Genomic DNA, 26,247 nt, shown 5'->3' with positions numbered 1-26,247 from the left:
CGGGGATAGATCCCGACGTCGGCGGCCGACCGCCCCGTCGGGGATCAGCCCCGGGCCCACTCCTGCTGCCGCGCCAGGTCCGCCTTCACCTCGGCGAGCTGGACCGCGACCGCCGAGGGGGCCGTTCCGCCGCGCCCGTCGCGGGCGGCGATGGCGCCGTGGACGCTGAGCACCGAGCGCACCTCGGGCGTCAGGTGCCCGGAGATCGCGGCGAACTGCTCGTCCGTCAGATCGGACAGCTCGATGCCCTCGACCTCGCAGACCTTGACGCAGGCGCCGGCCACCTCGTGCGCGACCCGGAACGGCACGCCCTGCTTGACCAGCCACTCGGCGATATCGGTGGCGAGCGAGAAGCCGGCCGGGGCGAGCTCCTCCAGCCGCTCCCGGTGCACGGTGAGGGTGGCCATCATCCCGGTGAACGCGGGCAGCAGCACCTCCAGCGTGTCGCAGGAGTCGAAGACGGGCTCCTTGTCCTCCTGGAGGTCCCGGTTGTAGGCGAGCGGCAGGGCCTTGAGGGTGGCCAGCAGGCCGGTCAGGTTGCCGATCAGCCGTCCGGACTTGCCGCGGGCGAGCTCGGCGATGTCCGGGTTCTTCTTCTGCGGCATGATCGAGGAGCCGGTGGAGAAGGCGTCGTGCAGCGTGATGAAGCCGAACTCCTTGGTGTTCCAGATGATCACCTCCTCCGCGATCCGGGAGAGGTTGATGCCGATCATCGCGGTCACGAAGGCGAACTCGGCGACGAAGTCGCGCGAGGCGGTGCCGTCGATGGAGTTGCCGGCCGAGCCGCCCTCGAAGCCGAGGTCGGCGGCGACGGCCTGCGGGTCGAGGCCGAGCGAGGAGCCGGCCAGCGCGCCGGAGCCGTACGGCGAGACGGCGGTGCGGGCGTCCCACTGGCGCAGCCGCTCGGCGTCCCGGCCGAGGGCCTGCACGTGCGCGAGGACGTGGTGGGCGAAGAGCACCGGCTGGGCGTGCTGGAGGTGGGTGCGGCCGGGCATCGCGGTGTCCGGGTGCGCCTCGGCGAGGCCGACCAGGGCCTGCTGGAGGTCGAGCAGCAGGCCGCCGATGGTCTTCGCGTGGTCCCGCAGGTACATCCGGAACAGGGTGGCGATCTGGTCGTTGCGCGAGCGCCCGGCCCGCAGCTTGCCGCCGAGGTCGGGGCCGAGGCGCTCCAGCAGCCCGCGCTCCAGGGCGGTGTGCACGTCCTCGTCGGCGACCGTCCCGGTGAAGGTGCCCGCCTCGACGTCGGCGAGCAGCCGGTCCAGGCCGGCCAGCATGCCGGCCAGTTCCTCGTCGGAGAGCAGCCCGGCCTTGTGCAGGACCCGGGCGTGGGCCTTGGAGCCGGCGATGTCGTACGGCGCGAGGCGCCAGTCGAAGTGGACCGAGGCCGAGAGCCTGGCCAGCGCCTCGGACGGGCCGTCGGCGAAGCGCGCGCCCCAGAGGCGGACGTCGGAGGACTGCTCGGCGGTCATCGCGGTGGCTCCTTCATGCATGTGCAGTGTATGGCATAAGTATGCACGACGACGTATGAAAAACAAACCCCGGCCGGACGGTCTCCGTCGGCCGGGGTTTCTCCGGGGATCGAGCCCCGCGAGGCGCTACTGCGCCTTCGCCTGGGCGAGTTGCATGAGGTGGTCGGCGAGCGCCTGGCCGCCGGCCGGGTCCCGGCTGATCAGCAGCACGGTGTCGTCGCCGGCGATGGTGCCGATGATCTCGAACACCTCCGCCTGGTCGATCGCCGAGGCCAGGAACTGGGCGGCGCCCGGCGGGGTGCGCAGCACCACAAGGTTGCCGGAGGCCGTCGCGGAGACCATGAGCTCGCCGGCCAGCCGGGCCATCCGGCCCTCGCTGGCCGACTCCCCCATCGGCGCGCGCGGCGTGCGGTCGCCGCCCTCGGCCGGGACGGCGTAGATCAGCGCGCCGTCCCGGTTGCGGATCTTGACCGCGCCCAGCTCGTCCAGGTCCCGGGAGAGGGTGGCCTGGGTGACCACGAGTCCGTCGTCGGCGAGCAGCTTGGCGAGCTGGCTCTGCGAGCGCACGGGCTGGCGGGTGAGCAGGTCCACGATCCGCCGGTGGCGCGCGGTGCGGGTCTGCGGGACCTGCGACGTCGGGCCGGCGGCGGACGAACCTGAGTGGGAAGCGGTCATGTGGTTATTCTCCCGGACGACGGTCAACTCGCATCGGCCGGGGCGCTCTCGCGCACCGTCCGGAGGATGCCCGGCAGCGCCGCCAGGAAGGCGTCCGCCTCCTGCTCGGTCAGCACCAGCGGCGGGGCCAGCCGGACGGTGTCCGGGACGGCCGCGTTGACCAGGAAGCCCGCCTCCTGCGCGGCGGCCTGGACCTTCGCCGAGACCGGCTCGGTGAGCACGATGCCGAGCAGCAGGCCCTCCCCGCGCACGTGCGAGACCAGCGGGTCGCCGAGCGCCTCGACGCCGTGCCGCAGCCGCTCGCCCAGCTTGCGGACGTGCTCCAGCAGGCCCTCGGACTCGATGGTGTCCAGCACCGCGAGCCCGGCCGCGGCGGCCACCGGGTTGCCGCCGAAGGTGGTGCCGTGCTGGCCCGGGGTGAGCAGGTCGGCGGCCGGCCCGAAGGCGAGCACCGCGCCCATCGGCAGGCCCCCGCCGAGCGCCTTGGCCAGGGTGACCACGTCCGGCTCGACGCCCTCGTACGCCTGGTGGGCGAACCAGTGGCCGGTGCGGCCGACGCCGGTCTGGATCTCGTCCAGGACCAGCAGGGTGCCGGTGGCCCGGGTGATCTCGCGGGCCGCCGTGAGGTAGCCCTCGGGCAGCGGGATCGCGCCGTTCTCGCCCTGGACCGGCTCCAGGAAGACGGCCGCGGTCTCGGTGGTGACGGCCGCGCGCAGGGCCTCGACGTCGCCGAACGGGACGTGGGTGACGTCGCCGGGCAGCGGGCGGAACGGGTCCTGCTTGGCGGGCTGGCCGGTGAGCGCGAGGGCGCCCATGGTGCGCCCGTGGAAGGCGCCCTGGAGGGCGACCAGATGGGTGCGGCCGGTCCGCCGGCTGATCTTGAAGGCGGCCTCGTTGGCCTCGGCGCCGGAGTTGCAGAAGAACACCCGGCCGCCCGGGCGGCCGTCCAGCCGCAGCAGCCGCTCGGCGAGGGCGATGGTGGGCTCGGCCATGAAGAGGTTGGAGACGTGGCCGAGGGTGGCGATCTGCCGGCTCACCGCCTCGACGACGGCCGGGTGGGCGGTGCCCAGGGCGTTGACCGCGATGCCGCCGAGCAGGTCGGTGTACTCCTTGCCGTCGGCGTCCCAGAGCTTGCTGCCCTCGCCGCGCACCAGCGGGATGCGGGGGGTGCCGTAGTTGTCGGTGAAGGAGTGCTGCCAGCGCTCGGCGAGCTGCTCGTTGTGCGTCGTGCCGGTCGTACCGGTTCCGCCAGTGGTTCCAGTGGTGCCAGTGGTGCCAGTCACGCCAGTCATGCCAGTCCCCCGGTCACGGTCGGTTCGTCGTCCGGCACGACCATCGTGCCGATGCCCTCGTCGGTGAAGATCTCCAGCAGCAGGCTGTGCTGGACCCGGCCGTCCAGGACGCGGGCGGTGCCCACACCGGAGCGGACGGCCCGCAGGCAGCCCTCCATCTTGGGGAGCATGCCGCTGGCCAGGCCGGGCAGCAGCTCCTGCAGCTCGCTCGCGGTGAGCTGGCTGATCACGTCGTCGGAGTTCGGCCAGTCCTTGTAGAGGCCCTCGACGTCGGTGAGGACGACGAGCATCTCGGCGCCGAGCGCGGCCGCGAGAGCGGAGGCGGCGGTGTCGGCGTTGATGTTGTAGACATGGCCGTCGGTGCCCCGGGCGATCGAGGAGATCACCGGGATGCGGCCGTCGGCGATCATCGCCTTCACCGCGCCGGCCTCGATGTTGACGATGTCGCCGACCAGGCCGATGTCGACCTGCTCGCCGTCCACCACCGCGTAGCGCTTGACCGCCGTCATGGTGTGGGCGTCCTCGCCGGTCATGCCGACCGCGAACGGGCCGTGCTCGTTGAGCAGGCCGACCAGTTCGCGCTGCACCTGGCCGGCCAGCACCATCCGGACCACGTCCATGATCTCCGGGGTGGTGACCCGCAGGCCGTTGGTGAAGCTCGACTCCAGGCCCAGCTTCTCCAGTTGGGCGCTGATCTGCGGGCCGCCGCCGTGCACCACGACGGGGTGCAGGCCGGCGTAGCGCAGGAAGACGACGTCCTGGGCGAAGGCGGCCTTGAGGCTCTCGTCCACCATGGCGTTGCCGCCGAACTTGATCACGACGGTCTTGCCGTGGAAGCGCTCCAGCCACGGCAGCGCCTCGATCAGCGTCATGGCCTTGGGCAACGCGGTGTTGTTGCGGGCCTGTTCGCCCTTGGGTGCGATCTGCACGGGATTCCCTCGTCGATGGGGGTCCCCCGGCCGCAGGCCGGGGGGGGTGTCGCGGATCGGATGGCGCGGATCCGACATCGCGGATCGGGTGTCGCGGATCGGGGTTTCGCCGCTCGGGGTGCCGCGGACGAAGCGGCGCCGATCAGGTCGAGTAGGCGCTGTTCTCGTGGACGTAGTCGGCCGTCAGGTCGTTGGTCCACAGCGTGGCGCCCGCCGTACCGGCGTTGAGGTGCGCGGTGATGACGACCTCACGGCCCTTCATGTCCACCAGGTCGCGGTCCTCGCCCACGCCGCCGGACTTGCAGACCCAGACACCGTTGATGGCGACGTCCAGCTCGTCCGGGTCGAAGGCGGCGGAGGTGGTGCCGATCGCGGCCAGCACTCGGCCCCAGTTGGGGTCCTCGCCGTGGATGGCGCACTTGAGCAGGTTGTTGCGGCTGATCGTCCGGGCGACCTCGACCGCCTCGTCCTCGTCGGCCGCGCCGGTGACGTCGATCCGGATCTCCTTGCTCGCGCCCTCCGCGTCGCCGATCAACTGGCGGGCCAGGTCGGCGCTGACCGTGCGGACGGCCTCCGCGAACTCGGCCTGCTCCGGGGCGATGCCGGAGGCGGCGGAGGCGAGCAGCAGCACGGTGTCGTTGGTCGACATGCAGCCGTCGGAGTCGATCCGGTCGAAGGTGGTGCGGGTGGCGCCGCGCAGCGCGGCGTCCAGGGCGGCGCTGTCCAGGTCGGCGTCGGTGGTGAGGACGACCAGCATGGTGGCGAGGCTCGGGGCGAGCATGCCCGCGCCCTTGGCCATGCCGCCGACCGTCCAGCCGGCCGGGCTGGTGTACTCGGCGGTCTTGTGCACGGTGTCGGTGGTCTTGATGGCGATCGCGGCGGCCTCGCCGCCGTCCTCGCCGAGCTCGCCCGCGGCCAGGGCGACCCCGGGCAGCAGGATGTCCATCGGCAGCCGTACGCCGATCAGGCCGGTGGAGGCGACGGCGACCTCGCCCGCGTTCAGGCCCAGCTCGGCGGCGACCTTCTCCGCGGTGGCGTGGGTGTCCTGGAAGCCGAGCGGGCCGGTGCAGGCGTTGGCACCACCGGAGTTGAGGACGACGGCGGAGACCCGGCCGCCCTTGAGGACCTGCTCGGACCAGAGCACCGGCGCGGCCTTGACCCGGTTGGCGGTGAAGACGCCGGCCGCGGCGAGCGCGGGGCCGTCGTTGACCACCAGGGCGAGGTCGGGGGTGCCGGAGGCCTTGATGCCCGCGGTCACACCGGCGGCCCGGAAGCCCTTGGCGGCGGTCACTCCGACGTTCGTGCTCTTGCTCACGGTGCGACTCCGTTCACGGGAAGGCCGAGCTCCTCGGGAAGTCCGAGGGCGAGGTTCATGCTCTGCACCGCGCCGCCGGCGGTGCCCTTGACCAGGTTGTCGATCGCGCTGATCGCGATGATCCGCCCGGCGGCGGCGTCCAGGGCGACCTGGACCAGAGCGGTGTTGGCGCCGTAGACGCTGCTGGTCTGCGGCCACTGGCCCTCGGGCAGCAGGTGGACGAAGGGCTCGTCCGCGAACGCCTCGGTGTAGGCGGCGCGCAGGCTCTGGGCCGTCACCCCCGGCCGGGCCTTGGCCGAGCAGGTGGCGAGGATGCCGCGCGGCATCGGGACGAGGGTGGGGGTGAAGGAGACGGTGACCGGCTCGCCGGCGAGCGGGCTGAGGTTCTGCGCCATCTCCGGAGTGTGCCGGTGGACGCCGCCGACGCCGTACGGGCTGACGTTGCCCATCACCTCGCTGCCCAGCAGGTGCGGCTTGGCGGCCTTGCCGGCGCCGGAGGTGCCGGAGGCGGCGACCACCACGGCCTCCGGCTCGGCGAGCCGCGCGGCGTACGCGGGGAACAGCGCCAGGGAGACGGCCGTCGGGTAGCAGCCGGGTACGGCGATCCGGTTGCTGCCCTTCAGCGCGGCGCGGTGGCCGGGGAGTTCGGGTAGGCCGTAGGGCCAGGTGCCGGCGTGCGCGGAGCCGTAGAACTGCTCCCAGTCGGTGGCCGCCTTGAGCCGGAAGTCGGCGCCGCAGTCGATGACCAGGACGTTCGGGCCGAGTTCCTCGGCGACGGCGGCGGACTGGCCGTGCGGCAGCGCCAGGAACACCACGTCGTGGTCGGCCAGCACCTCGGGGGTGGTGGGCTGGAGGACGCGGTCGGCGAGCGGGAGCAGGTGCGGCTGGAGCTCGCCCAGTCTGGTCCCCGCGTTCGAGCCGCCGGTCAGCGCCCCGATCTCCATCTCCGGGTGGCCGAGCAGCAGGCGCAGCACCTCACCGCCCGCGTAACCGCTCGCGCCGGCGACGGCGACTCGCAATGCCATGGCGTTCCTCCTTCGTCTTGGCATGAATATACGCGTGAAGGAAAAGTCATGCAAGGAGTTTGCGCCGGAACCCCGGTCGGACGAGCCGTGCCGGTCAGCGCTTGACGGCCCGCAGCACCACGAACTTGGGGTTCCCGGCGACGAGTTGGCAGTTGCCGAAGAGACGGCGCAGCTTGACGTGGTAGCCGAGGTGGCGGTTGCCGACCACCCAGAGTTCCCCGCCGGGCCGCAGCGCCCGCTTGGCGCCGGTGAACATCCGCCAGGAGGTGGCGTCGGTGGTGGCCTGGTGGGAGTGGAACGGCGGGTTGTTGAGCACCAGGTCCACCGAACCGGCCGCGACCACGTCCGCGGCCAGGGCGTCGGCGGCCAGGAACTCGGCCGGGGCGTCCGGACCCAGGTTGGCGCGGAAGGTCTCCTCGGCGGAGGCCACCGCCTGGTGCGACTCGTCCACGAACACCAGCTCGGCGCCGGGCCCGGCCAGCGCGGCGGCCGTACCGACCACGCCGTTGCCGCAGCCGAGGTCCACCACCCGGGCGCCGGGGGCCGGGACGGGCAGGTGGGCGAGCAGGAAGCGGGTGCCGATGTCGAGCCGGTCCGCGCAGAAGGTGCCCGCGTGGTTGACGACGGTCCGGCCGGAGACCGGGCCGACGTCCGGGGGCAGCGCGTAGCGGTGCGGCCACGGATTGGGGCCGGGGTCGAGCGACCGGTCCGGGGTGCAGAGGATCAGCCGGGCCTTGCGGACGGCCAGCGAGGTGCGGGTGGGGCCGAGGATCCGCTCGAAGAGCCGGAGCGTGGAGGTGTGGATCTCGGTGACCATGCCGGTGCCGATCACCACGGTGCCCTCGTGGACGGCGGGGGCGAGCCGGTGCAGCTGGTCCTCCAGCAGGGCCAGGCTCTTGGGGACGCGCACCAGCAGGACGTCGATCCGCTCCGGCGGGGCGTCCTGGGTGGTGAGAAGCCGGACCCCGTCGACGGCGGCGCCGGCCCGGGCCAGGTTGGCCAGGGTGGCCTGCCGGCCGAGGTGGGAGTCGCTGATCTGGACCGGCCGGTACTCGGCGAGCGCGGTGGTGAGCGCGCCCCAGCGGTCGCCGAGGACGACGACCGTGCGGCCGGCCGGATCCGTCGCGGCGCCGGCCGCGCTGTCGGCCTCGCCCGCGAGGTGTCGCAGCAGGTAGTCGTCGGCGGCGTCCCAGGCCCGCAGCCGCTCGCGCGGGTCCACGGGGAAGCGGGTGAGCTCGAAGGTGCCCCACGGGGTGGCGAAGGAGGTGTCCGGCGGGGTCGCGGCGGGCGTGGTCTGGGGATTCATCGTGTTCTCAGGCTATCCGACGGCTCCCGGCGGCGGTTACGGACGGATACTGGAAGAGCCCGACCGAGAGGGGTGAGGGCGATGGAGTGGAAACTCGAAGTCGTGGTGGTCCCGGTGTCAGACGTGGACCGCTCGAAGCTCTTCTACGAGGAGCAGGCCGGGTTCACCGTCGACCATGACACCCTGCTGCGGGACGGGACCCGGGTCGTCCAGCTGACGCCCCCCGGCTCGCCCTGCTCCATCGTCGTGGGCACGGGGGTGATCGACGCCCCGCCCGGCTCGGTCAAGGGCCTCCAACTGGTGGTGCCCGACATCGAGAGGGCGCACGCCGAACTGCGGGCGCGGGGCGTACAGGTCAGCCCGGTCCAGCACTTCGTGGCGGGCGGCCGGGTGGACGGGCACGGCGAGGCGTGGAACAACTTCGTGTTCTTCAACGACCCGGACGGGAACGGCTGGGCGGTCCAGGAGGCGCCGCGCGCCGCGTAGCGCGGACCGCCCTCCCCGGCCTTGGGTAGGCTCCGAGGATGGCTGAACACGAGGGAAGCGTGCGGGTGGACAGCTGGATCTGGTCGGTCCGGCTGGTCAAGACGCGCGCGCTGGCGGCGGCCGCCTGCCGGGCCGGGCACGTCAAGGTGAACGGCGAGCGGGCCAAGCCCGCCCAGGCGCTCAAGCCCGGGGACGAGGTGCGGGTCCGCGAGGAGGGCCACGAACGGGTCGTGGTGGTGCGGCAGCTGATCCGCAAGCGGGTCGGCGCCGTCGCCGCCGCGGAGTGCCTGGTCGACAACAGCCCGCCGCGGCCGCCGCGCGAGTTCGTCGCGGCGGCCGGGACCCGGGACCGCGGGGCCGGGCGGCCGACCAAGCGGGAGCGCCGCGAGCTGGACCAGCTGCGCGGCCACTGAGAGCCGCCGGCCCGTTACGCGTCCGCGGTGGCGAGCACCTTGGCGAGGAACTCGCCGAGGTGCTGCACCGTGCGGTCGATCTGCAGCTCCACCGGCAGCGACTCGTTGGGCCGGGTGACCAGCGTGGACTTCTTCAGCCCGCGCAGGTACAGCGAGCAGGCGAGGTCGGCGCAGATGTACGTGCCGACCGTGTTGCCCTCGCGCCCGGCCGCGCCGGCCCGGCGGGCGGCCAGCAGCGCGACCCCCGACCCGGCGTGCGCGGTGACGCACAGCGAGCACACGTTGGTCTTGGTCAGGCTGCGCCGGATCACCGGCGAGCGCAGCGTCACGCCGACGAGCTCCCCCTCGTACGGGGCCACCAGGTACGCCCGGTCGGGCGCGCCCTGGTCCCGCCAGCCGAGGAAGTCCAGGTGCTCCCAGGGCAGTTCGGCCAGACCCCGGGGCAGGTTGAGCCGGCGGGCCTCGCCCTTGGAGCAGTTGACGAAGGACGCGCGGATCTCGTTCTCACTCAGGGGTTCCATGCCGCGGAAGCTAGCACCGGCCCGCCCGCCGTGTCGCGTGGATTTCACCCGGTCCGTACCGGATGGGCGGCCTGGAGGGCGAGCCGGCGCGGGGCGTCCTCGCCGATCCGGGTGAGCAGGTCGTCCAGGGCGAGGAAGGCCTCCCAGCGCTCCCGTCCGCCGGCGGCGGCGAGGCGGTCGACCACCAGGTCCTCCAGGTCCTGGACCCGCTTGTTCTTCCACGCCTTGTCGGCCAGGCTGACCAGCAGTGACTCGACGGTGACGCCGGGTCCGCCCCAGCTCGCGTGGGAGCGGGCGAAGCCGGCGAGGCGCTCGGGGACGCCGTGGGCGAGCAGCAGGGCGTGGCCGGCGGGCTCGTGCAGGGAGCCGGGGGCGGAGAGCTCCTCGGGGTGGACGGTCTTGCCGATGTCGTGGGTGGCGGCGCCGTACAGGACGGCCTCGCGGTCGAAGGCCAGGCCCTCGCGGGCGCAGAATCCGGCGATCTCCCCGGCCACCTCGTGCACCAGCGCGAGGTGGGCGACCAGGCGGGGCGGGGCGTCCAGGGCGTGCAGCAGGGCGGCGACGTCGGCGGGCAGCGGCGGCAGGGCGGTGGTGGTCACGCCGCAGGGTAGCCGAGGCACTGAGGGCCTGTCAGTGGTGGTCCGTAGGCTGCGACGGTCCGGTCCCGGCGCAGGAGGGAGGCGCCGGGGCCGGACCGGACGGCGGGAGGGAACAGCGGGCCGGGGGCTACTTCTTGAAGGCGACGCCGGCGTACGCCGAGACGTCCTGCCAGCCCTCGGGGAGTTCGGTGGTGGGCACGTGGCCCGCGGCCGGGCGCCAGAGCGGGAGCTGGACGAGCCCGGGCCCGGCGAACTCGAAGTCGCCGAAGAAGGGTTCGACACCGGCGCGCGGGCGCAGGACGAGCGGGGCGCTGGCGCTGCGGTAGACGCGGGTGCCCTCGGCGGCGCTCTCGCGGGAGGCGAAGTCGGGGCTGCCGTGGGAGAGGATCAGCGCGCTGCCAGGGGCGAGCGCGTCGCGCAGCGTCCGGACGATGCGCTGCGCGCCGTCCTCGTCGCGGATGAAGTGCAGGACGGCGACCAGCATCAGCGCGACCGGCCGGGAGAGGTCGACGGCGCCGGCCAGCCCGGGGTGGTCGAGGATCGAGGCCGGGTCGCGCAGGTCGGCCTCGATCACCGAGGTGTGCCCGGCGGGGTGGCTCGCCAGCAGGGCGCGGGCGTGGGTGGCGACGATCGGGTCGTTGTCCACGTACACCACCCGGGCCTCCGGGGCGACCCGCTGGGCGACCTCGCTGGTGGAGCCGACGGCCGGGATGCCGGTGCCGATGTCGACGAACTGGCGCACGCCGCGGCTCGCGACGAACTCCACGGCGCGGCCGAGGAACTGCCGGTTGGTGCGCGCCAGCAGCGGCAGCGCGGGGTAGGCGGATATCGCGGCCTGGGCGGCCTTGCGGTCGGCCTCGAAGTTGTCCTTGCCACCGAGGTAGTAGTCGTACATCCGGGCGGTGTGCGGGACGCCGGTGTCCAGCTCGCTCGGCGGCTGCCAGTCGTCGGCTCTGGCCCAGTCCCAGTCGGTGTCGACGCTCCGGCCGCCCGTCGTGCTGTCCTCGTACATCCTGTCCGCCCCCAATGCGCACTGCCGGAAGTTCGGCTACCGCCCGTCTACACGCGGTGCGCGGTGATCGTATCCAAGGACACGCCGAGGAAACAGCGGGAGTTCAGGTTTACGCAACAGTCGGTGACCGATTGTGTGCACGTCAAGGTCGGTCCGGGCCGCTCCGCCCGGATCGCCCGCCGGTGCGGTCCTCTCTATGCTGGCTGCCGATGACTGTCGACCGCCGCGCCGTGCTGCGCACCACCGCCCGACTCGCCGCCCTCGCCGCCACCGGCGGTCTGCTCACCGCCTGCGGCACCGGAACGCTCCGCCGGGCCGACCCGGGGGCGCTCGCCGCGCACCCCGGCACCGTGGACCCGCTGCACACCACCGACCCGGCCTGGAGCGGCGGCGAGGGCCCGGCCTCCGCCGTGCCCGCCGCCCCGGCGGGACCCCGGCCGGACGAGGAGCCGACCCCCGCGGCGGCCGCCGTCACCCCGCCGGCCCCGCCCGTCCTGCCGCCGCTCGCGCCCGGCACCCCGGCCGAGGTCGCGTACGGGCCGCGCACCGGGAAGAACGTGGCGCTCACCGTCCACGGCAGCGGCGACCCGAAGCTGGCCACGGCCCTGCTGGAGGCCGCCGAGCAGCGCGGCGCCATGCTGACCGTGATGGTCGTCGGCAGCTGGCTCGACCAGCAGCCGCAGATGGCCCGGCGGATCCTGGACGGCGGCCACGAGCTGGGCAACCACACCCAGAACCACCTCAACATCTCGGCCATGACCCCGGACCAGGCACGCGCCGAGATCGCCCAGTGCGCGGAGCGCCTGCAGCGGCTCACCGGCTCGATCGGCCGCTGGTTCCGCCCCTCCGCCGCCCAGTACGCCACGCCGATGGTGCGCGAGCAGGCCAAGGCGGTCGGGTACGAGCACGTGCTGTCCTTCGACGTCGACCCGCGCGACTACAACGACCCCTCGGCCGCCGAGCTGCAGCGCCGGGTGCTGAACTCGGTGCGCGGCGGCTCGGTGGTGGCGCTGCACATGGGGCACCAGTGCACGGTGGACGCGCTGCCCGCCATCCTGGACGGTCTGGCCAAGGCCGGGCTCAAGCCGGTGACCGCCAGCCGGCTCTGCGCCTGAGCGCCGGCCCGCGAACCCCCGGTCAGACCATCGGGTCGTCGTCCTTGTACGGGCGCAGCCGCAGCGTACGGGCGTCCGCGGCCCGGATCGCCTCGGCCCGGTTGACCAGCTCCTCCAGGTCGTCCCGGCCCGCGTGGACGAACCTCCCGTGCAGCCCGTCGAAGCGGCCGCGGGCGGCGTCCACGGTGACGGCGACCATGTACGGGATGGAGCCCCAGTCCGTGGTGTCCCGGAACATAGGCATCCCGGCCGTCATGTCGGTGGCCACCGCGCCCGGGCTGATGTCGAGGACCACGACGCCGTTGCGGGCGAGCGAGTCCGCCATGTTGTCGGAGAGCTGGAGCAGCGCGCCCTTGGAGGTGGCGTACGCGGTGTAGTTGCCGTCCGGGCGCAGCGCGAAGCCGGAGTTGAGGTTGACCACCCGGCCGCGCCGGCGGGCGACCATGCCGGGCAGCACGCAGCGCAGCAGGTTGTAGGGGCCGCGCAGGTTGGTCTCGATCACCTGCCACCACTGGTTGGCGTCGGTCTCCCAGAGCGGCACCTCGGCGCGGTCGACCAGTCCGGCGTTGTTGATCAGCAGGTCGATCGGCCCGAGGTCGCGCTCGACCACCCGGACCGCCTCGCGCACCGAGCCGGGGCGGGTGACGTCGGCGGTCACGGCGACGCCCCGGGAGCCGCGTTTGACGCACTCCTTGAGGGTGTCGGTCAGCGTCTCGTGGGTGCGGCCGACCAGGCCGACGGACATCCCCTCGGCGGCCAGGCCGATGGCGAGCTCCCGGCCGATGCCCCGGCCCGCGCCGGTGATCAGGGCTACCTGTCCTGCGAGCGATCCCGTCGACACGCTGTGCTCCCTTCACGCCCCCGGTCCGGTCCGCTGCACCCCCGGCCCCCGTCTGCGGCATTCTGTCGGCCGCCGGGCGCGGAGGGCCCCGGGCACACGGAGCCGGGGTCGCCGCCTCACTCGTTCGGGTGAGTCCAGGCGGTGGCACCCTGCCGGGGAGGGGGTGACCTACTGGCCGGTACGGAGTAGTAACGTCGTCGGGGCGGTGACCGGTGCACCCATTCCGGCACACCGGCCCGTCGTCCAGCAGCTCGCTGGGCCACCCGTAGCTGGGCGACCCCCAGCACCGTCGAAGGGCAACTGAGTGAGTGACATCGCGCGCGTCGGAGTGATCGGCTGCGGCCTGATGGGGTCGGGCATCGCCGAGGTCTTCGCCCGGGCCGGGCTGGACGTCCTGGTGTCGGAGGCCAGCGGCGAGGCTCTGGAGTTCGGCCGCACCCGGCTGACCAACTCCCTGGACACGGCGGTCAAGCGGGGCAAGCTGACCCCCGAGCAGCGGGACGAGGCGCTGGCCCGGCTGTCGTTCACCGTCGAGCTGTCCGACTTCGCCGACCGCGACCTGGTGGTCGAGGCGGTCGCCGAGCGCGAGGACATCAAGGTCAAGATCTTCGAGACCCTGGACCGGGTGGTCGAGCGCCGTGACGCGATCCTCGCGTCCAACACCTCCTCGATCCCGATCGTGAAGCTGGCCGCCGCCACCAGCCGCCCGGAGCAGGTGATCGGCCTGCACTTCTTCAACCCGGCGCCGGTGCAGAAGCTGGTCGAGGTCATCCCGACCCTCACCACCTCGGCGACCACCACCGAGCGGGTCGAGGCCTTCGCCTCCCAGGTGCTCGCCAAGGAGCCGATCCGCGCCCGCGACCGGGCCGGCTTCGTGGTCAACGCGCTGCTGGTGCCGTACCTGCTGTCCGCGGTGCGGATGTTCGAGTCGGGTGTGGCCACCGCCTCCGACATCGACAAGGGCATGGAGGCCGGCTGCGCCCACCCGATGGGCCCGCTGCGGCTGTGCGACCTGATCGGCCTGGACACCATCGTCTCGATCGCCGAGTCGATGTACGACGAGTACAAGGAGCCGCTGTACGCCGCTCCCCCACTGCTCTCCCGGATGGTCGACGCGGGCCTGCTGGGCCGCAAGTCGGGCCGCGGCTTCTACGACTACACCGCGAGCGCCTGACCCGGCCGGGGCGTCCGAACGGCGGCGTCCGAACGTGACGCCGGACGGCGGCGCCCCGGACCGCGACGCCGGACGCGGGGGCCCGGCGGCTGTGATCCGGCCGCCGGGCCCCCGCCGTCCGCCGGTGCGTCAGCTGTTGATCGTGTAGCTGTCGCCGTAGACCTTCCACTTCAGCGGCGGGTTGAGGTCGAAGTTCTTGGCGTTCAGGAAGACCAGCTGCTCGGTGTCGACCCGGCTGGTGTCCGAGTGCGCCTCCTCCTTCTTCATGACCACCTTGCGGGCGTCCAGGAAGGCCTTGAGGTAGGTGGCCTCGTCGCCGCCCTGGGCGGGGGTCTTGGCCTTCTTCAGGGCGGCGGCGCGGATGCCGCCGAAGCTGTCGGAGCTGGTGCCCGGGCCGTGCATGACGATGGCGTCGTAGTAGGCGAACTGGCCGAGCGCGCGCAGGCCGTCGCTCTTGGCCTGGTTGACGGCCGGGTTGAAGTACACCCGGTCGCGCTCGTCGTTCTGGGCCTGCTGGAAGACGCCGTCCTTGGCCGCGGTGGCCCAGTCCTTCTCGAACGCGGAGCCGAGGCCCGCGTGCGAGTCGCTGCCGTTGACCTTCTTCAGGGCCGGCAGGTACTTGGCCAGGACGTTGCCGGGCTTGAGGTCGGTGTAGTGCTGGACCAGCTCCAGCATGTCGCCGGTGCCGGAACAGAAGCCGATGATCCCGGCGGTGTAGCCGCGGCCGTCCTTGATGTCCTCGATGTACTTGTACTGGGCCTTCCAGTCCAGCGACGAGTTCTCCGCGCTGGACACCAGCTGCATCGCGATGTCCTTCTTGTGCGGGTCGTCCAGCCCGACCCCCTTGAGCTGGACGGCGGCGGCCCGCGCCGGGGCCGCCTGGGCCGCCGCGGTGGCCGCAACCGTGAGGGGCGCGGCCACCAGGGCGGCGGCGAGGGCGATGCGGAGGGCACGACGGGGCTGAGGGCGCATGGGAGCTCCGATTCCTCGTGGGTTAGGAAACTTTCCTAACAAGAAGAAGGAAAGCCCCGAACCCGCGCTCCCGCAAGGGTTTTGACACAACCGCTTCAAGCCATCCTGGAAACCGCAGGTCGCGGCGGCGCACGGGACAGCTCCGGACGCCCGGTCAGAACGCCCGGCGCCGCACCCACCAGACCGCCGCCGCGCAGGCCGCGACGCCCAGCGCCGCCATCCAGCCGAGCTCGATGAACTGGAACTGCCAGAAGCGGTCCGCCGGCTGGTACATCTCGTGGGCGGTGTAGCCGCCGTCCCGAAGCAGGGACTGGAGCCGGCCGTAGTCGCCGAGCCCGTAGAACGAGCCCGTGGTGATCCGGTTCCCGGCCGGGTCCGAGAACCAGACCTCGCCGATCCAGCGGTCGTCGACCGCCATCGCCCGCATCGAGTGCGCCGCCGCCTCCAGCGGCTGCCGGTAGTGGAACCGGAGGGACTCGGCGACCACCGGCAGCGCCACCGAGACGGCCAACCCGACGCCCACCGCGGCCACCGTGCGGCGCAGCACCGCGCCGGCCAGCGCGGCCGCGCCGAAGGTCAGCAGGACCCGGCCGACCAGCGCCGGCCAGGTCTGCTCGAAGATGCTCGGGCTGAACCGGCCGTCCAGGAGCAGCAGCGGGGCGCTCCACCAGCGCAGCAGCAGGCCGACCAGCAGGGCGACGACCACCAGCACCCCGCCGGTCAGCACCAGCGAGCCGGCCGTCCAGCGCGCGCGACCGGCCCCCTGGGTCCACACGAAGCGGACCGTCCCCTGCTCGAACTCCCGTGCCAGCAGAGGGCCGCCGACGAAGGCGCCGAAGCTGCCGCCGAGCACCTGGAGCACCATGACGACGGGCTGCATCGAGGTGCCGTAGCCGTGCAGGAACTGCTTGAGCCGCTCGTGACAGGCGTCGGCGCCCCGGTCGCAGACGGCGGCACCGGTCCGGTCCAGGCCGTCGTGCACGTACCAGCCGTGGACCAGCAGCGCGAGCGCGAGCGCGGCCGTCACCACCAGCAGGGTCAGCAGCGCCGGCCGGTGGCGCAGCCCGGCAGCCCGCAGCACGGCGGAGCGGGGCGGCGCGAGGGTCGTGGAGCTCACGGCAGCAGCACCTTCTCGTTCGGGCGGACGGCCCCGCGCGGGCCGGGGAGGGCGGAGGCGGTCGGCTCGCGCAGGTAGGCGAGCACCAACTCGGCCAGTCCGACGCGCTGTTGACGCCAGCTGTCGGGGGCCGGGGCGTCCACGCCGCCGGTGCGCACCAGGAGGTGGGACTGGGCGCCGGCCCGGCGGTCGCGGACCACCGGCAGCCGACCGGCGAGCCCCTCGGCCTCGGCGGTCGGGCCGGTGAGCATCCGGTGCCCGGCCAGCAGGTCGTCCACCTCCCCCGCCATCTGGACCCGCCCGCCGCCGAGCACCACCAGGTAGTCGCAGCTCTGCTCCAGCTCGCTGACGGCGTGCGAGGAGAACACCGCCGAGAGCCCGTCCTCGACCACCGCGGTCAGCAGCACGGCCATGAAGTCGTGCCGCGCGAGCGGGTCGAGGGCGGCCAACGGCTCGTCCAGCAGCAGGAGTTCGGGGCGCTTGGCGAGCGCGAGAGCCAGCGACACCTGGGCCTGCTGGCCGCCGGAGAGCCGACCGTACCTGCGGTCCAGCGGGATGCCGAGGCCGTCCAGGTGGGTGCGGGCCCGGGCCTCGTCCCAGCGGCGGTTGAGGTGGCGGCCCATCGCCAGCAGGTCGCGCACCGGCAGGCCGGGGTAGAGCGCGGCGTTCTGGGCGACGAAGCCGATCCGGTCCAAGGCCCGCGGGGAGCCGGGCAGTTGGTCGCCCAGGACGGTCAGCGCGCCCTCGCTGGGCAGGGTCAGCCCGGCGGCCAGGCTGAGCAGCGTGGTCTTGCCCGCGCCGTTCGGGCCGACCAGGGCCACCACGTGGCCGGCGGGCAGGGCGAGCCGGCAGTCCCTCAGGGCCCAGGAGCGGCGGTAGCGCTTGCCGAGCCCGGCGCAGTCGATCACCGTGTCCGCGGCCATCAGGCCACCACCCCTTCCCGGCCTTCACGCAGGTCGCGCAGCGCGTCCTCGAACACCGCGGCCATCCCCTCCTCGTCCAGCCCGGCGGTCCGCGCCGAGCGCATCCAGTCCAGCAGCCCCCGGCGCAGCGCGGCCCGTTCGCGCAGCGGCACCACCCCGGGGGGCAGGCCCCGCACGAAAGTGCCCTGGCCCCGGCGGCCGGCGGCGAGGCCGCGGTGTTCCAGCTCGCGGTACGCCTTGAGCACCGTGTTCGGGTTGATCGCCAGGCCGGCCACCACCTCGCGCACCCGGGGCAGCCGGTCCCCCTCGGTCAACCAGCCCATCCGCAGCGCCTGTTCGACCTGCTGCACGAGCTGCAGGTAGGTCGGGACACCGGAGGCCGGGTCCAGGCGGAACTCGATCGGGGAGGGCTGGTCGGCATCTTTATCTACTTCCATAGGTAAAGAGATAAACGACGGACTGACGAGCCGTCAAGCCGGAAAGGGGAACGGGAAACGGAAGAGGGCCCCGCCCCGGACTCGTGGTCCGGGACGGGGCCCTCCTCGGGCGCTGTCGCGTCAGGCGCCGCGCAGCACCGCGCCGGTGCGGGCGACGGCCTCGGCAACGGCCGCCTCGCGGGCGGCGGTGGCCTCGTCGGCGGTCAGGGTGCGGTCGACCGCGCGGAAGCGCAGCGCGTACGCCAGCGACTTCTTGCCCTCGCCGACCTGCTCGCCGGTGAAGACGTCGAACAGCCGGATGGCCTCCAGCAGTTCGCCCGCGCCGGAGCGCAGCGCGGCCTCGACCTCGGCGGCCGGGACGGCGGTGTCCACGATCAGCGCGACGTCCTGGGTCGCCACCGGGAAGCCGGAGACGGTCGGGCCGCCGACCCGCTCGGCGCCGTCGGCGGTGAGCAGGTCGACGTCGATCTCCATCGCGGCGGTACGGGCCGGCAGCCCGAGCGCCTTGACCACCCGCGGGTGCAGCTCACCGGCGTGGCCGACCACCCGGTCGGTGCCGGCCACCAGCAGCTCCGCGCAGCGGCCCGGGTGCCACGGCGCCAGCCGGCCCTGGCGGACGGTCAGCTCGATGCCGGCCGCGCGGGCCACCGTGCGGGCCGCCTCGACGGCGTCCGCCCAGGAGGCCTGGGCGCCCTTGCCCCACCAGCCCGACGGCAGCCGCTCGCCCGCGAGGGCGACGGCGATCCGGCGCGGCTGGTCCGGCAGCGCGGCGTCCAGCGCGGCCAGCTCCTCGTCGCTGGGCCGGCGGTCGACCGACGGGCGCGGGGCGACGCTCAGCTCGTCCTTGGGCAGGAAGACCGTGCCGGTCTCGAAGACCGCCAGGTCGGTGTTGCCCCGGCCGACGTTGCGGCGCAGCGCGCCGAGCAGGCCCGGCAGCAGCGTGGTGCGCAGCGCCGGCTCCTCGTCGTTCAGCGGGTTGACCAGCTTCACCGTGCGGCGGCGCCGGTCGTCCGCCTCCAGGCCGAGCGCCTCGAAGGCGGCCTCGCCGAGGAACGGGTAGTTGTTGACCTCGACGTAGCCGGCCCCGGCCAGCGCGACGCCGATCCGGCGGTTCACCCGCTGGGCCTCGGTCAGCCCCTTGCCCGGAGGAACGTTCGGCAGCCGGACGGGGACATTGTCGTACCCCTCCAGCCGGATGACCTCCTCGGCGAGGTCGTACGGGTCGGTGAGGTCGGGGCGCCAGGTCGGCGGGGTGACCTCCAGGACGTCGGCCCCGGAGACCGAGCAGCCGATCTCCTGCAGGCGCCGGGTGACGGTCTCGCGGCCGTACCCGGTGCCGGCCACCCGGTCGGGCAGGTCGGCGGCGATGGTGATGGTGCGCACCGGGCGCGGGGCCGCGATGTCGGTGACCCCGGCCTCGGCGGTGCCGCCGGCGATCAGGACCAGCAGGTCGACGGCGCGCTGCGCGGCGGCGCGGGTGGCCTCCGGGTCGACGCCGCGCTCGAAGCGCTTGGACGCCTCGGAGGGCAGCTTGTGCCGCTTGGCGCTGCGGGCGATGGCGACCGCGTCGAAGTGCGCCGCCTCGATGATCACCTCGGTGGTGCCCGGGCCGGCGGCCGGGTCGAGGATCTCGGTGGAGGCGCCGCCCATCACGCCGGCCAGGCCGATCGGGCCGCTGTTGTCGCAGATCAGCAGGTCCTCGGCGGAGAGCTCGCGCTCGACCCCGTCGAGGGTGGTGAGGACCTCGCCCTGCTCCGCCCGGCGGACCGTGATCGGGCCGTTCACGCGCTGCTTGTCGTAGGCGTGCAGCGGCTGGCCGACCTCCAGCATCACGTAGTTGGTGATGTCGACGGTCAGCGAGATCGGGCGGATGCCCGACTTCTGCAGCCGGCGCTGGAGCCAGATCGGGGACTTCGCGGTCGGGTCGAGGCCGATGACCGTACGGGCCACGAAGCGGTCGCAGCCGGCCGGGTCGTTGACCTTCACCAGGTAGCCGAAGGAGTTCGCCGGCGGCACGTCGAGCAGCGCCGGGTCAGCCAGCGGCAGCCCGTACGCGGCGGCGGCCTCGCGGGCCACGCCGCGCATGGACAGGCAGTAGCCGCGGTCCGGGGTGACGGCGATGTCGAGCACCTCGTCGACGAGCTGGAGCAGCTCGATGGCGTCGGTGCCGGGCTCGTACTCCGGCGGGAGCACGATGATGCCGTTGTGCTCGTCGCCCATGCCCAGCTCGCGGGCGGAGCAGATCATGCCGGCCGAGGTCTGGCCGTAGGTCTTGCGGGCCGCGATCGGGAACGGGCCGGGCAGCACGGCGCCCGGCAGCACGACCACGACCTTGTCGCCGACGGCGAAGTTGGTCGCACCACAGACGATCTCCTGCGGCTCACCGGTGCCGTTGGCGTCGCCGACGTTCACGAAGCAGTGCCGGATCGGCTTCTTGAAGCCGGTCAGCTCCTCGATGGAGAGCACCTCGCCGACCACCAGCGGGCCCTTGAGGTCCGCGCCGAGCTGCTCGACGGTCTCGACCTCCAGGCCGGCCCGGACCAGGCGCTCCGCGACGTCACGGCCGGTCTCGCCGGCCGGCAGGTCGACGTACTCGCGCAGCCAGGAAAGCGGGACGCGCATCAGATCTCCATCCCGAACGGAAGGGTGAAGCGGACGTCACCCTCGACCATGTCGCGCATGTCGGCGACGTTGTGACGATTCATCAGGATCCGCTCCAGGCCCAGGCCGAAGGCGAAGCCGCTGAAGCGGTTCGGGTCGACACCGCAGGCGACCAGCACCCGCGGGTTGACGACGCCGCAGCCGCCGAGCTCGATCCAGCCCTCGGAGGAGCAGGTCCGGCAGGGCCGGTCCGGGTTGCCGACGCTCGCACCGCGGCACACGAAGCACTGGAGGTCGATCTCCGCGCTCGGCTCGGTGAACGGGAAGTACGAGGGGCGCCAGCGCAGCTCCAGGCCGCCGCCGATCAGCTTCTCGACCAGCACCTCGATGGTGCCCTTGAGGTCGGCGAAGGTGATGCCCTCGTCCACCGCGAGGCCCTCGACCTGCCGGAAGACGGGAGTGTGGGTGGCGTCCAGCTCGTCGGTCCGGTAGACCCGGCCGGGGCAGACCACGTAGATGGGGGGCTCGCGGTCGAGCATGGTGCGGGCCTGGACCGGGGAGGTCTGGGTGCGCAGCACCACGCCGGAGTCGGCGGAGCCGTCCGGGGCCTGGACGAAGAAGGTGTCCTGCATCGAGCGGGCCGGGTGGTCCGGGCCCAGGTTGAGGGCGTCGAAGTTGAGCCACTCGGCCTCGACCTCGGGGCCCTCCGCGACCTGGTAGCCCATCGCGACGAAGGTGTCCTCGATGCGCTCGGCCATGGTGGTCAGCGGGTGCCGGGCGCCGCGCGGGGCTCGGCCGTACGGCAGCGTGACGTCCACCGCCTCCTCGACCAGCACGCGGGCGTCGCGCTCCGCCTCCAGCTCGGCCTGCCGCTTGGCGAGGGCCTGGTTGACGGCCCCGCGGGCCTGGCCGATCAGCTTTCCGGCGGCCGCCTTGGCGTGCGGGGGCAGCGCCCCGATCTCGCGATTGGCGAGCGAGAGCGCGGAGCGGTCGCCGGTGTGGGCGACCTTGGCCTGCTTCAGCTCGTCCAGGGAACCGGCGGCGGCGAACGCGGCGATCGCCTCGTCCCGCGCCTGCTCCACCACCTCGGGCTTCAGGGCCTCGACCTCGACCGGGTCGTACGACTTGTTGGGTGCCGACATCTCTATCTTTCCCGTGCTCCTGCTCGTCCGTGCTCAAGGTCTGTGGGCCAACGCCGAAGGTCGAGTGTAGTCGCAGCACGTCGCGCCGCTCGGCGCCGCTTCCCCGGTGCCCGCCCGGGCGGCGCCCCTACAGCATGAAGTCGGGCACCCCGGCGGGCAGGATGAAGCGGAACCTGGCGCCGCCGCCGGGCGCGCGGTCGACGCGGATCGAGCCGCCGTGGGCCTCCACGATGCCCTTGACGATGTAGAGGCCGAGGCCGGTGCCGCCGCGCTTGGAACCCCGCCAGAAGCGGGTGAAGACGCGCGGCATCGAGTCCTCGGGGATGCCGCCGCCTTCGTCGCTCACGGTGACCGCGGTGCCTTCCACGACGCGGGGCGGGGTGCCGTCGCGCTCCCACAGGGGTGCCTCGACGACCTCCTTGGCCGGTGCCACCTCGATCGTGACAGTTCCCTCACCGTGCCGCACGGCATTTTCCAGCAGGTTGGCGAGCACCTGGTCGACCTTGTCCGGGTCGGCCCACAGGACGGTCAGCGGCTCACCGATCCGGATGTCGAAGCGTTCCTCGGGGATGCCGGTGGCGACCTTGCGCTCGACGTGCCGGCGCACCGCCGCGGCCAGGTCGACCACCTGCTTGCGCAGCTCCAGCCGGCCGGCGTCGATCCGGGAGATGTCCAGCAGTTCGGCGATCAGCCGGGTGACCCGGTCGGCGTCGGCGTCCACGGTCTCCAGCATCAGCCGCTTCTGCCCGTCGGTGAACCGCTCCCACTTGGCCAGCAGCGTCGCCGTGAAGCCCTTGACGCTCGTCAGCGGGGAGCGCAGCTCGTGCGCCACGGTGGCGATCAGCTCGGCGTGGCTGCGCTCGGTGCGGCGCCGGGCCTCGGTGCCGCGCAGGGCGATCACCAGGCGCTCCAGCGGCCCGCCGCGCGCACCGCGCACGTACCGGGCGGAGACCAGTACCTCGCGCCCTCCGGGCAGCAGCAGGTTGCGCTCCGGCTGGCGGGTGCGGATGGCCAGGCCGCCGTACGGGTCGGTCAGCTGCCACCAGCGGCGGCCGTCCAGGTCCTCCAGCGGGAGGACGTCCTCCAGCGCGCCGCCGAGCGCGGCCTGCGGGAGCACGCCGGTGAGCCGGGCCGCGGCCCGGTTGAAGCAGACCACCCGGCCCAGCGCGTCGGCGACCACCAGGCCGTCCGGCAGGTCGTCCGGGTCGAGCTCGGGCCCGCTGCCGACCATGGGTTGCCTCCCCGATTACCCACCGTGCCGTTCCCCCCACCGAGGCAGACCCTAGCGCCTCCCAGGCCCGTGCAGTAGGGCTTGCAAGGGGGTGATCCGGACGCGCCCCCGGGTGCGTCAGGCGTTCGAGCGGCAACCGCCGGGCGAACGCTGGGCGCGGGCCGAGGCGTACAGGCAGACGGCCGCCGCGGTGGCCAGGTTGAGGCTCTCCGCGTGGCCGTGGATCGGGACGCGCACGACCTCGTCGGTGAGCGCGCGGGTCTCCTCCGGAAGCCCCCACGCCTCGTTGCCGAACACCCATGCGCCGGGCGCCCCCAGGGTGCCCTCGTCCAGCTCCTGGTCCAGGTCCCGCTCCCCGGCGCCGTCGGCGGCGAGCACCCGGACGCCGGCCTCGCGCAGCCGGCCGACGGCCTCCTCGACCGGCACGCCGACCGCCACCGGCAGGTGGAACAGGCTACCCACGGAGGCCCGGACGGCCTTCGGGTTGTAGAGGTCCACCGAGGCGTCGGTGAGCACCACGGCGTCCGCGCCGGCCGCGTCGGCGGTGCGCAGCACGGTGCCGGCGTTCCCGGGGTCGCGCACGTGGGCGAGGACCGCGACCAGCTGGGGGCGGGCCTTGAGCACCTCGGCGAACGGGGTGTCGATGAATCGGCAGAGCGCCACGATGCCCTGCGGGGTCACCGTGTCGCAGATCTCCGCGATCACCTCGTCGGTGGCGGTCAGCACCGGCAGCCCCTCGGCCAGGGCCGCCTCCACGATGCCGGCGTGCCGCTCGGCGGCCTCCACGGTCGCGTACACCTCGACCACGGCGTGCTCGCCGGTGCCCGGCAGCCTGCCGAAGGCGACGGCCTCCCGGACGGCCTGCGGGCCCTCGGCCAGGAAGCGGCGCTCCTTGGTGCGCTGGTTGCGCTTCGCCAGCCGGCGGGCGGCGACGACGCGCGGCGAGCGCAGGGAGGTCAGCAGGGGGGTGTCGGTGCTCGGCATGGTCTCGTTACTCCGGAGGCGCTGAAGGAGGGGGAAAGCAGGACCGGACCCGCAGGCGAGCCTGCGGGTCCGGTCAGAGCTCAACCGATCTCGAAAGATCAGGCGGCGTCGGCGGCGGCCTTCGGGGCGTTCACGTCGGCCGGCAGCGCCTTCTGGGCGACCTCGACCAGGGAGGCGAACGCACCCGGGTCGTTGACGGCCAGGTCGGCCAGCATCTTGCGGTCGATCTCGACGCTGGCGGCCTTCAGGCCCTGCACGAAGCGGTTGTAGGTGATGCCGTTGGCACGGGCCGCAGCGTTGATGCGCTGGATCCACAGCTGACGGAAGTCGCCCTTGCGCTTCTTGCGGTCGTTGAAGTTGTAGACCAGCGAGTGGGTGACCTGCTCCTTGGCCTTGCGGTACAGGCGCGAACGCTGGCCACGGTAGCCGCTGGCGCGCTCCAGGATGACCCGGCGCTTCTTGTGGGCGTTGACTGCCCGCTTGACGCGTGCCACTTGATTACTCCTTGGGTTGGACCACGGACTACTTCACGTGGTCCGTCATTCGAATGGGTCGGGAAGGATCAGCTGCCCCGCTCGCGGCTCGCGCCGGGCGGGAGGGCGATCACTTGCCGAGAAGCTTCTTGATCTTCTTGGCGTCAGCGGGGGCCAGCTCGACCGTCCCGGCCAGCTTGCGGGTCAGCGTCGAGGGCTTGTGCTCCAGGAGGTGGCGGCGGCCGGCGCGCTCGCGCAGCACCTTGCCAGAGCCACTGATCTTGAAGCGCTTGCTGGCGCCACTGTGCGTCTTCTGCTTCGGCATTTCGCCGTATCTCCTCGTCGGTCCCGTCCACGCCCGCGCGGCGGCTGCCACGCGGGCGCGAACTGGATGGATCTGCGGTGACCGGGCGGGACGCCCCGTCACCCTGTGGGCCGGTCTCCCGGGCCCTCCTGGCCGGTGAAGGCTCAGGCGCCCTGGGAGGCGGCCGGCTGCTCGACCGGAGCGTCGGCCTCGACGGCCGGCGCCTCGGCCGGGGCGTCCTGCGCCTCGGTCACGGCGTCCTCGATGGCCTCGGCCTCGATGTCCTCGACATCGACGTCGTCGACCTCGGCGTCCGCAGGGGCGTCGGAGCCGGCGGTGCGGCCCTGACGCTCGGCCTTGCGGGCGTCCGCGAGGGCGCGGGCCTCGGCCATCGCCTCGGTCTTCTTCTTGTGCGGGCCAAGGACCATGATCATGTTTCGGCCGTCCTGCTTGGGCGAGGACTCGACGAAGCCCAGGTCCTGGACGTCGTCGGCGAGCCGCTGAAGCAGACGGAAGCCCAGCTCGGGGCGGGACTGCTCACGACCGCGGAACATGATCGTGATCTTGACCTTGTCGCCCTGCTTGAGGAACCGGACGACGTGACCCTTCTTGGTGTCATAGTCGTGCGGGTCGATCTTCGGCCGGAGCTTCATCTCCTTGATGACCGTGTGCGCCTGGTTCTTGCGCGCCTCACGGGCCTTCATGGCCGACTCGTACTTGAACTTGCCGTAGTCCATGAGCTTGCACACCGGCGGCCGGGCGGTCGCCGCGACCTCGACCAGGTCGAGGTCGTACTCCTGCGCGAGCTCCAGCGCCTTGGCAAGCGGCACGATGCCGACCTGCTCGCCGCTGGGACCGACGAGTCGCACCTCGGGGACGCGAATCCGGTCGTTGATGCGGGGCTCGGTGCTGATGGGGCCTCCTCGGTTGCACCTTCTGCGATGCGGCCGTCGGACGGCGGTCGCACGTAGTGGACTCGACCACTGGGCGGGGCTTCATTCGTGCTGCGCTGTCCGGTACGTACACCGCCACACGAAAAAAGCCCCGCTCGGTACAAGCGGGGCTCCACACAACCGGGGGCTGCGCCCGGTGAGGGGCGCTGCGGCGACTCGACGCCAGGGGCGCCCGTCGCGGACCGGGACCCGTCGACCGCGAGGCCGCTCGGGTGGGAGACTTTCGCGGTTGCCCTCTCGGGCCTCCTCAGTGGAGCCTCCACTTGCTGGCCGAGCGCCCATGCGGGATCCCGGCCGGTCAGTCTCGAAGCTTACAGCGTCGGGGGGTCGAACGCCATTCCGCCCCGGCCCACTGCCCCGTCCGCGTTCTCCGGGGCCCTTGTACGCTCCACCTGTACCCACACGGCACGAAGGAACGAGCCACCTTGAGCAGCGAGCCCACCCAGAACCCCGGCGCGGACGACGACGCGATCGGCTTCGACGACCTCACCCGCGACATCGCCGAGGTCCCGGCCGTCGAGGTGATCACCACCGTCGCGGTGCACCTGATGAGCGCCGCCGCCGTCAAGTGCGGCCTCGCCGAGGGCGGCGAGAAGGACAAGGACCTGGACGAGGCCCGCAAGCTGATCACCGCCCTGGCCGGGCTGGTCACCGCCGGCGCCCCCGAGATCAGCAACTTCCACGCCGCGCCGCTGCGGGACGGGCTGCGCTCGCTCCAGCTCGCGTTCCGCGAGGCCTCCGTCGTTCCGGACGCTCCGGGCGCCGGGCCGGGCGAGAAGTTCACCGGGCCGGTCTACTCCTGACACGTACCGCCGCCTCACGTGAGGCGGCGGGGTCGAAAGCGGCGGGGCCCCGCCCCCGGGGGGCGGGGGCCCCCCGGTCACGGGGAACGCCCCGGGGGCGGGTGCCCCCGCCCCGCCCCCCGCCCCCGCGCCCCC

General features: G+C 73.2%; 27 protein-coding genes. 5 read left to right on the top strand and 22 right to left on the bottom strand.

The genetic code is table 11. From position 1 onward, the window contains the following. Nucleotides 1–44: 44 nt before the first annotated feature. The 7 genes from argH to AB0E96_RS17500 form a co-directional block, all read right to left on the bottom strand. Nucleotides 45–1,469: an argininosuccinate lyase gene (argH, locus tag AB0E96_RS17530; protein WP_359824235.1), complete on the bottom strand. Its 1,425-nt coding sequence runs from the start codon at nucleotides 1,467–1,469 to the stop codon at nucleotides 45–47. Nucleotides 1,470–1,595: 126 nt separating this feature from the next. Next, the gene (locus AB0E96_RS17525; protein WP_359824233.1) at nucleotides 1,596–2,144 is read right to left on the bottom strand and encodes an arginine repressor; all 549 of its coding nucleotides are present in this window, start codon (nucleotides 2,142–2,144) and stop codon (nucleotides 1,596–1,598) included. A gap of 23 nt (nucleotides 2,145–2,167) precedes the next feature. Continuing rightward, on the bottom strand, nucleotides 2,168–3,427 hold the full coding sequence (locus AB0E96_RS17520; RefSeq protein ID WP_359824231.1) for an acetylornithine transaminase: 1,260 nt from the start codon (nucleotides 3,425–3,427) through the stop codon (nucleotides 2,168–2,170). Nucleotides 3,428–3,432: 5 nt separating this feature from the next. Next, nucleotides 3,433–4,308, bottom strand: a complete 876-nt coding sequence (gene argB / locus AB0E96_RS17515) for an acetylglutamate kinase (protein WP_359824239.1) — start codon at nucleotides 4,306–4,308, stop codon at nucleotides 3,433–3,435. A gap of 199 nt (nucleotides 4,309–4,507) precedes the next feature. Further along, a complete protein-coding gene (gene argJ / locus AB0E96_RS17510; RefSeq protein ID WP_359824229.1) occupies nucleotides 4,508–5,680 on the bottom strand; it encodes a bifunctional glutamate N-acetyltransferase/amino-acid acetyltransferase ArgJ in 1,173 nt (390 codons plus the stop codon). Then, complete coding sequence (gene argC / locus AB0E96_RS17505) at nucleotides 5,677–6,705, bottom strand: N-acetyl-gamma-glutamyl-phosphate reductase (protein WP_359824227.1); 1,029 nt, start codon at nucleotides 6,703–6,705, stop codon at nucleotides 5,677–5,679. The genes argJ and argC overlap by 4 nt, the downstream gene beginning before the upstream one ends. Before the next feature lie 94 nt (nucleotides 6,706–6,799). Further along, nucleotides 6,800–8,011 carry a methyltransferase gene (locus AB0E96_RS17500; RefSeq protein ID WP_359824224.1) on the bottom strand — a complete coding sequence of 404 codons (1,212 nt, stop codon included), beginning with the start codon at nucleotides 8,009–8,011 and terminating at the stop codon, nucleotides 6,800–6,802. An 81-nt stretch (nucleotides 8,012–8,092) separates the two neighbouring features. Between AB0E96_RS17500 and AB0E96_RS17495 the strand changes: the two genes are divergently transcribed. Both AB0E96_RS17495 and AB0E96_RS17490 read left to right on the top strand, forming a co-directional pair. Beyond that, nucleotides 8,093–8,497 (top strand): VOC family protein, encoded by a 405-nt coding sequence (locus tag AB0E96_RS17495; RefSeq protein ID WP_359824222.1) that lies wholly within the window; start codon nucleotides 8,093–8,095, stop codon nucleotides 8,495–8,497. A gap of 38 nt (nucleotides 8,498–8,535) precedes the next feature. Beyond that, complete coding sequence (locus tag AB0E96_RS17490; protein ID WP_359824219.1) at nucleotides 8,536–8,910, top strand: S4 domain-containing protein; 375 nt, start codon at nucleotides 8,536–8,538, stop codon at nucleotides 8,908–8,910. 14 nt (nucleotides 8,911–8,924) lie between these two features. On the opposite strand, the gene AB0E96_RS17485 is transcribed toward AB0E96_RS17490, so the two are convergent. The 3 genes from AB0E96_RS17485 to AB0E96_RS17475 all read right to left on the bottom strand — a co-directional run bounded on the left by AB0E96_RS17485 (nucleotide 8,925) and on the right by AB0E96_RS17475 (nucleotide 11,042). Further along, nucleotides 8,925–9,431 (bottom strand): FBP domain-containing protein, encoded by a 507-nt coding sequence (locus tag AB0E96_RS17485; protein ID WP_359824216.1) that lies wholly within the window; start codon nucleotides 9,429–9,431, stop codon nucleotides 8,925–8,927. A gap of 44 nt (nucleotides 9,432–9,475) precedes the next feature. Next, nucleotides 9,476–10,030 (bottom strand): HD domain-containing protein, encoded by a 555-nt coding sequence (locus AB0E96_RS17480; RefSeq protein ID WP_359824213.1) that lies wholly within the window; start codon nucleotides 10,028–10,030, stop codon nucleotides 9,476–9,478. Nucleotides 10,031–10,157: 127 nt separating this feature from the next. After that, nucleotides 10,158–11,042, bottom strand: coding sequence for an SAM-dependent methyltransferase (locus AB0E96_RS17475; RefSeq protein WP_359824210.1), 885 nt, complete (start codon nucleotides 11,040–11,042; stop codon nucleotides 10,158–10,160). A gap of 209 nt (nucleotides 11,043–11,251) precedes the next feature. Here AB0E96_RS17475 and AB0E96_RS17470 point away from each other — a divergent pair, with 209 nt between their 5' ends. After that, nucleotides 11,252–12,157: a polysaccharide deacetylase family protein gene (locus AB0E96_RS17470; RefSeq protein ID WP_359824208.1), complete on the top strand. Its 906-nt coding sequence runs from the start codon at nucleotides 11,252–11,254 to the stop codon at nucleotides 12,155–12,157. A gap of 22 nt (nucleotides 12,158–12,179) precedes the next feature. On the opposite strand, the gene AB0E96_RS17465 is transcribed toward AB0E96_RS17470, so the two are convergent. Continuing rightward, complete coding sequence (locus AB0E96_RS17465) at nucleotides 12,180–12,998, bottom strand: SDR family oxidoreductase (RefSeq protein WP_359824205.1); 819 nt, start codon at nucleotides 12,996–12,998, stop codon at nucleotides 12,180–12,182. A 304-nt stretch (nucleotides 12,999–13,302) separates the two neighbouring features. Here AB0E96_RS17465 and AB0E96_RS17460 point away from each other — a divergent pair, with 304 nt between their 5' ends. Beyond that, a complete protein-coding gene (locus tag AB0E96_RS17460; RefSeq protein ID WP_359824203.1) occupies nucleotides 13,303–14,172 on the top strand; it encodes a 3-hydroxybutyryl-CoA dehydrogenase in 870 nt (289 codons plus the stop codon). 129 nt (nucleotides 14,173–14,301) lie between these two features. Here AB0E96_RS17460 and AB0E96_RS17455 read toward each other — a convergent pair whose 3' ends face one another. From AB0E96_RS17455 to infC, 11 genes are all read right to left on the bottom strand, one after another. Continuing rightward, entirely contained in the window at nucleotides 14,302–15,144 is an 843-nt protein-coding gene (locus tag AB0E96_RS17455) for a chitosanase (protein WP_359824201.1), read from the bottom strand. A gap of 154 nt (nucleotides 15,145–15,298) precedes the next feature. Next, on the bottom strand, nucleotides 15,299–16,261 hold the full coding sequence (locus tag AB0E96_RS17450) for a hypothetical protein (RefSeq protein WP_359824200.1): 963 nt from the start codon (nucleotides 16,259–16,261) through the stop codon (nucleotides 15,299–15,301). Further along, the gene (locus AB0E96_RS17445) at nucleotides 16,258–17,184 is read right to left on the bottom strand and encodes an ABC transporter ATP-binding protein (RefSeq protein ID WP_359824197.1); all 927 of its coding nucleotides are present in this window, start codon (nucleotides 17,182–17,184) and stop codon (nucleotides 16,258–16,260) included. The genes AB0E96_RS17450 and AB0E96_RS17445 overlap by 4 nt, the downstream gene beginning before the upstream one ends. After that, nucleotides 17,184–17,621 (bottom strand): GntR family transcriptional regulator, encoded by a 438-nt coding sequence (locus AB0E96_RS17440; RefSeq protein WP_359824195.1) that lies wholly within the window; start codon nucleotides 17,619–17,621, stop codon nucleotides 17,184–17,186. Before AB0E96_RS17440 ends, AB0E96_RS17445 begins: the two co-directional genes overlap by 1 nt. 120 nt (nucleotides 17,622–17,741) lie before the next feature. Continuing rightward, on the bottom strand, nucleotides 17,742–20,243 hold the full coding sequence (gene pheT / locus AB0E96_RS17435) for a phenylalanine--tRNA ligase subunit beta (protein ID WP_359824193.1): 2,502 nt from the start codon (nucleotides 20,241–20,243) through the stop codon (nucleotides 17,742–17,744). Continuing rightward, nucleotides 20,243–21,364, bottom strand: coding sequence for a phenylalanine--tRNA ligase subunit alpha (gene pheS / locus AB0E96_RS17430; protein WP_359824190.1), 1,122 nt, complete (start codon nucleotides 21,362–21,364; stop codon nucleotides 20,243–20,245). Before pheS ends, pheT begins: the two co-directional genes overlap by 1 nt. Nucleotides 21,365–21,491: 127 nt before the next feature. After that, the gene (locus tag AB0E96_RS17425; protein ID WP_359824188.1) at nucleotides 21,492–22,595 is read right to left on the bottom strand and encodes an ATP-binding protein; all 1,104 of its coding nucleotides are present in this window, start codon (nucleotides 22,593–22,595) and stop codon (nucleotides 21,492–21,494) included. Between the two features lie 117 nt (nucleotides 22,596–22,712). Beyond that, complete coding sequence (locus AB0E96_RS17420; protein ID WP_359824185.1) at nucleotides 22,713–23,579, bottom strand: RNA methyltransferase; 867 nt, start codon at nucleotides 23,577–23,579, stop codon at nucleotides 22,713–22,715. A 98-nt stretch (nucleotides 23,580–23,677) separates the two neighbouring features. After that, nucleotides 23,678–24,073, bottom strand: coding sequence for a 50S ribosomal protein L20 (gene rplT, locus AB0E96_RS17415; RefSeq protein ID WP_030055649.1), 396 nt, complete (start codon nucleotides 24,071–24,073; stop codon nucleotides 23,678–23,680). Nucleotides 24,074–24,182: 109 nt separating this feature from the next. Continuing rightward, nucleotides 24,183–24,377, bottom strand: a complete 195-nt coding sequence (rpmI, locus tag AB0E96_RS17410; RefSeq protein WP_030055648.1) for a 50S ribosomal protein L35 — start codon at nucleotides 24,375–24,377, stop codon at nucleotides 24,183–24,185. A 143-nt stretch (nucleotides 24,378–24,520) separates the two neighbouring features. Next, entirely contained in the window at nucleotides 24,521–25,270 is a 750-nt protein-coding gene (infC, locus tag AB0E96_RS17405; protein WP_359824237.1) for a translation initiation factor IF-3, read from the bottom strand. 464 nt (nucleotides 25,271–25,734) lie between these two features. On the opposite strand from infC, the gene AB0E96_RS17400 reads away from it, so the two are divergent. After that, complete coding sequence (locus AB0E96_RS17400; RefSeq protein ID WP_359824182.1) at nucleotides 25,735–26,112, top strand: DUF1844 domain-containing protein; 378 nt, start codon at nucleotides 25,735–25,737, stop codon at nucleotides 26,110–26,112. Nucleotides 26,113–26,247 lie beyond the last annotated feature (135 nt).

Origin of the sequence: Kitasatospora sp. NPDC036755, from assembly GCF_040636595.1 — a bacterium.
Lineage (GTDB): Bacteria > Actinomycetota > Actinomycetes > Streptomycetales > Streptomycetaceae > Kitasatospora.
Note: the sequence above shows the minus strand (reverse complement) of the source record. Positions and strands in the feature narration are given on the sequence as shown.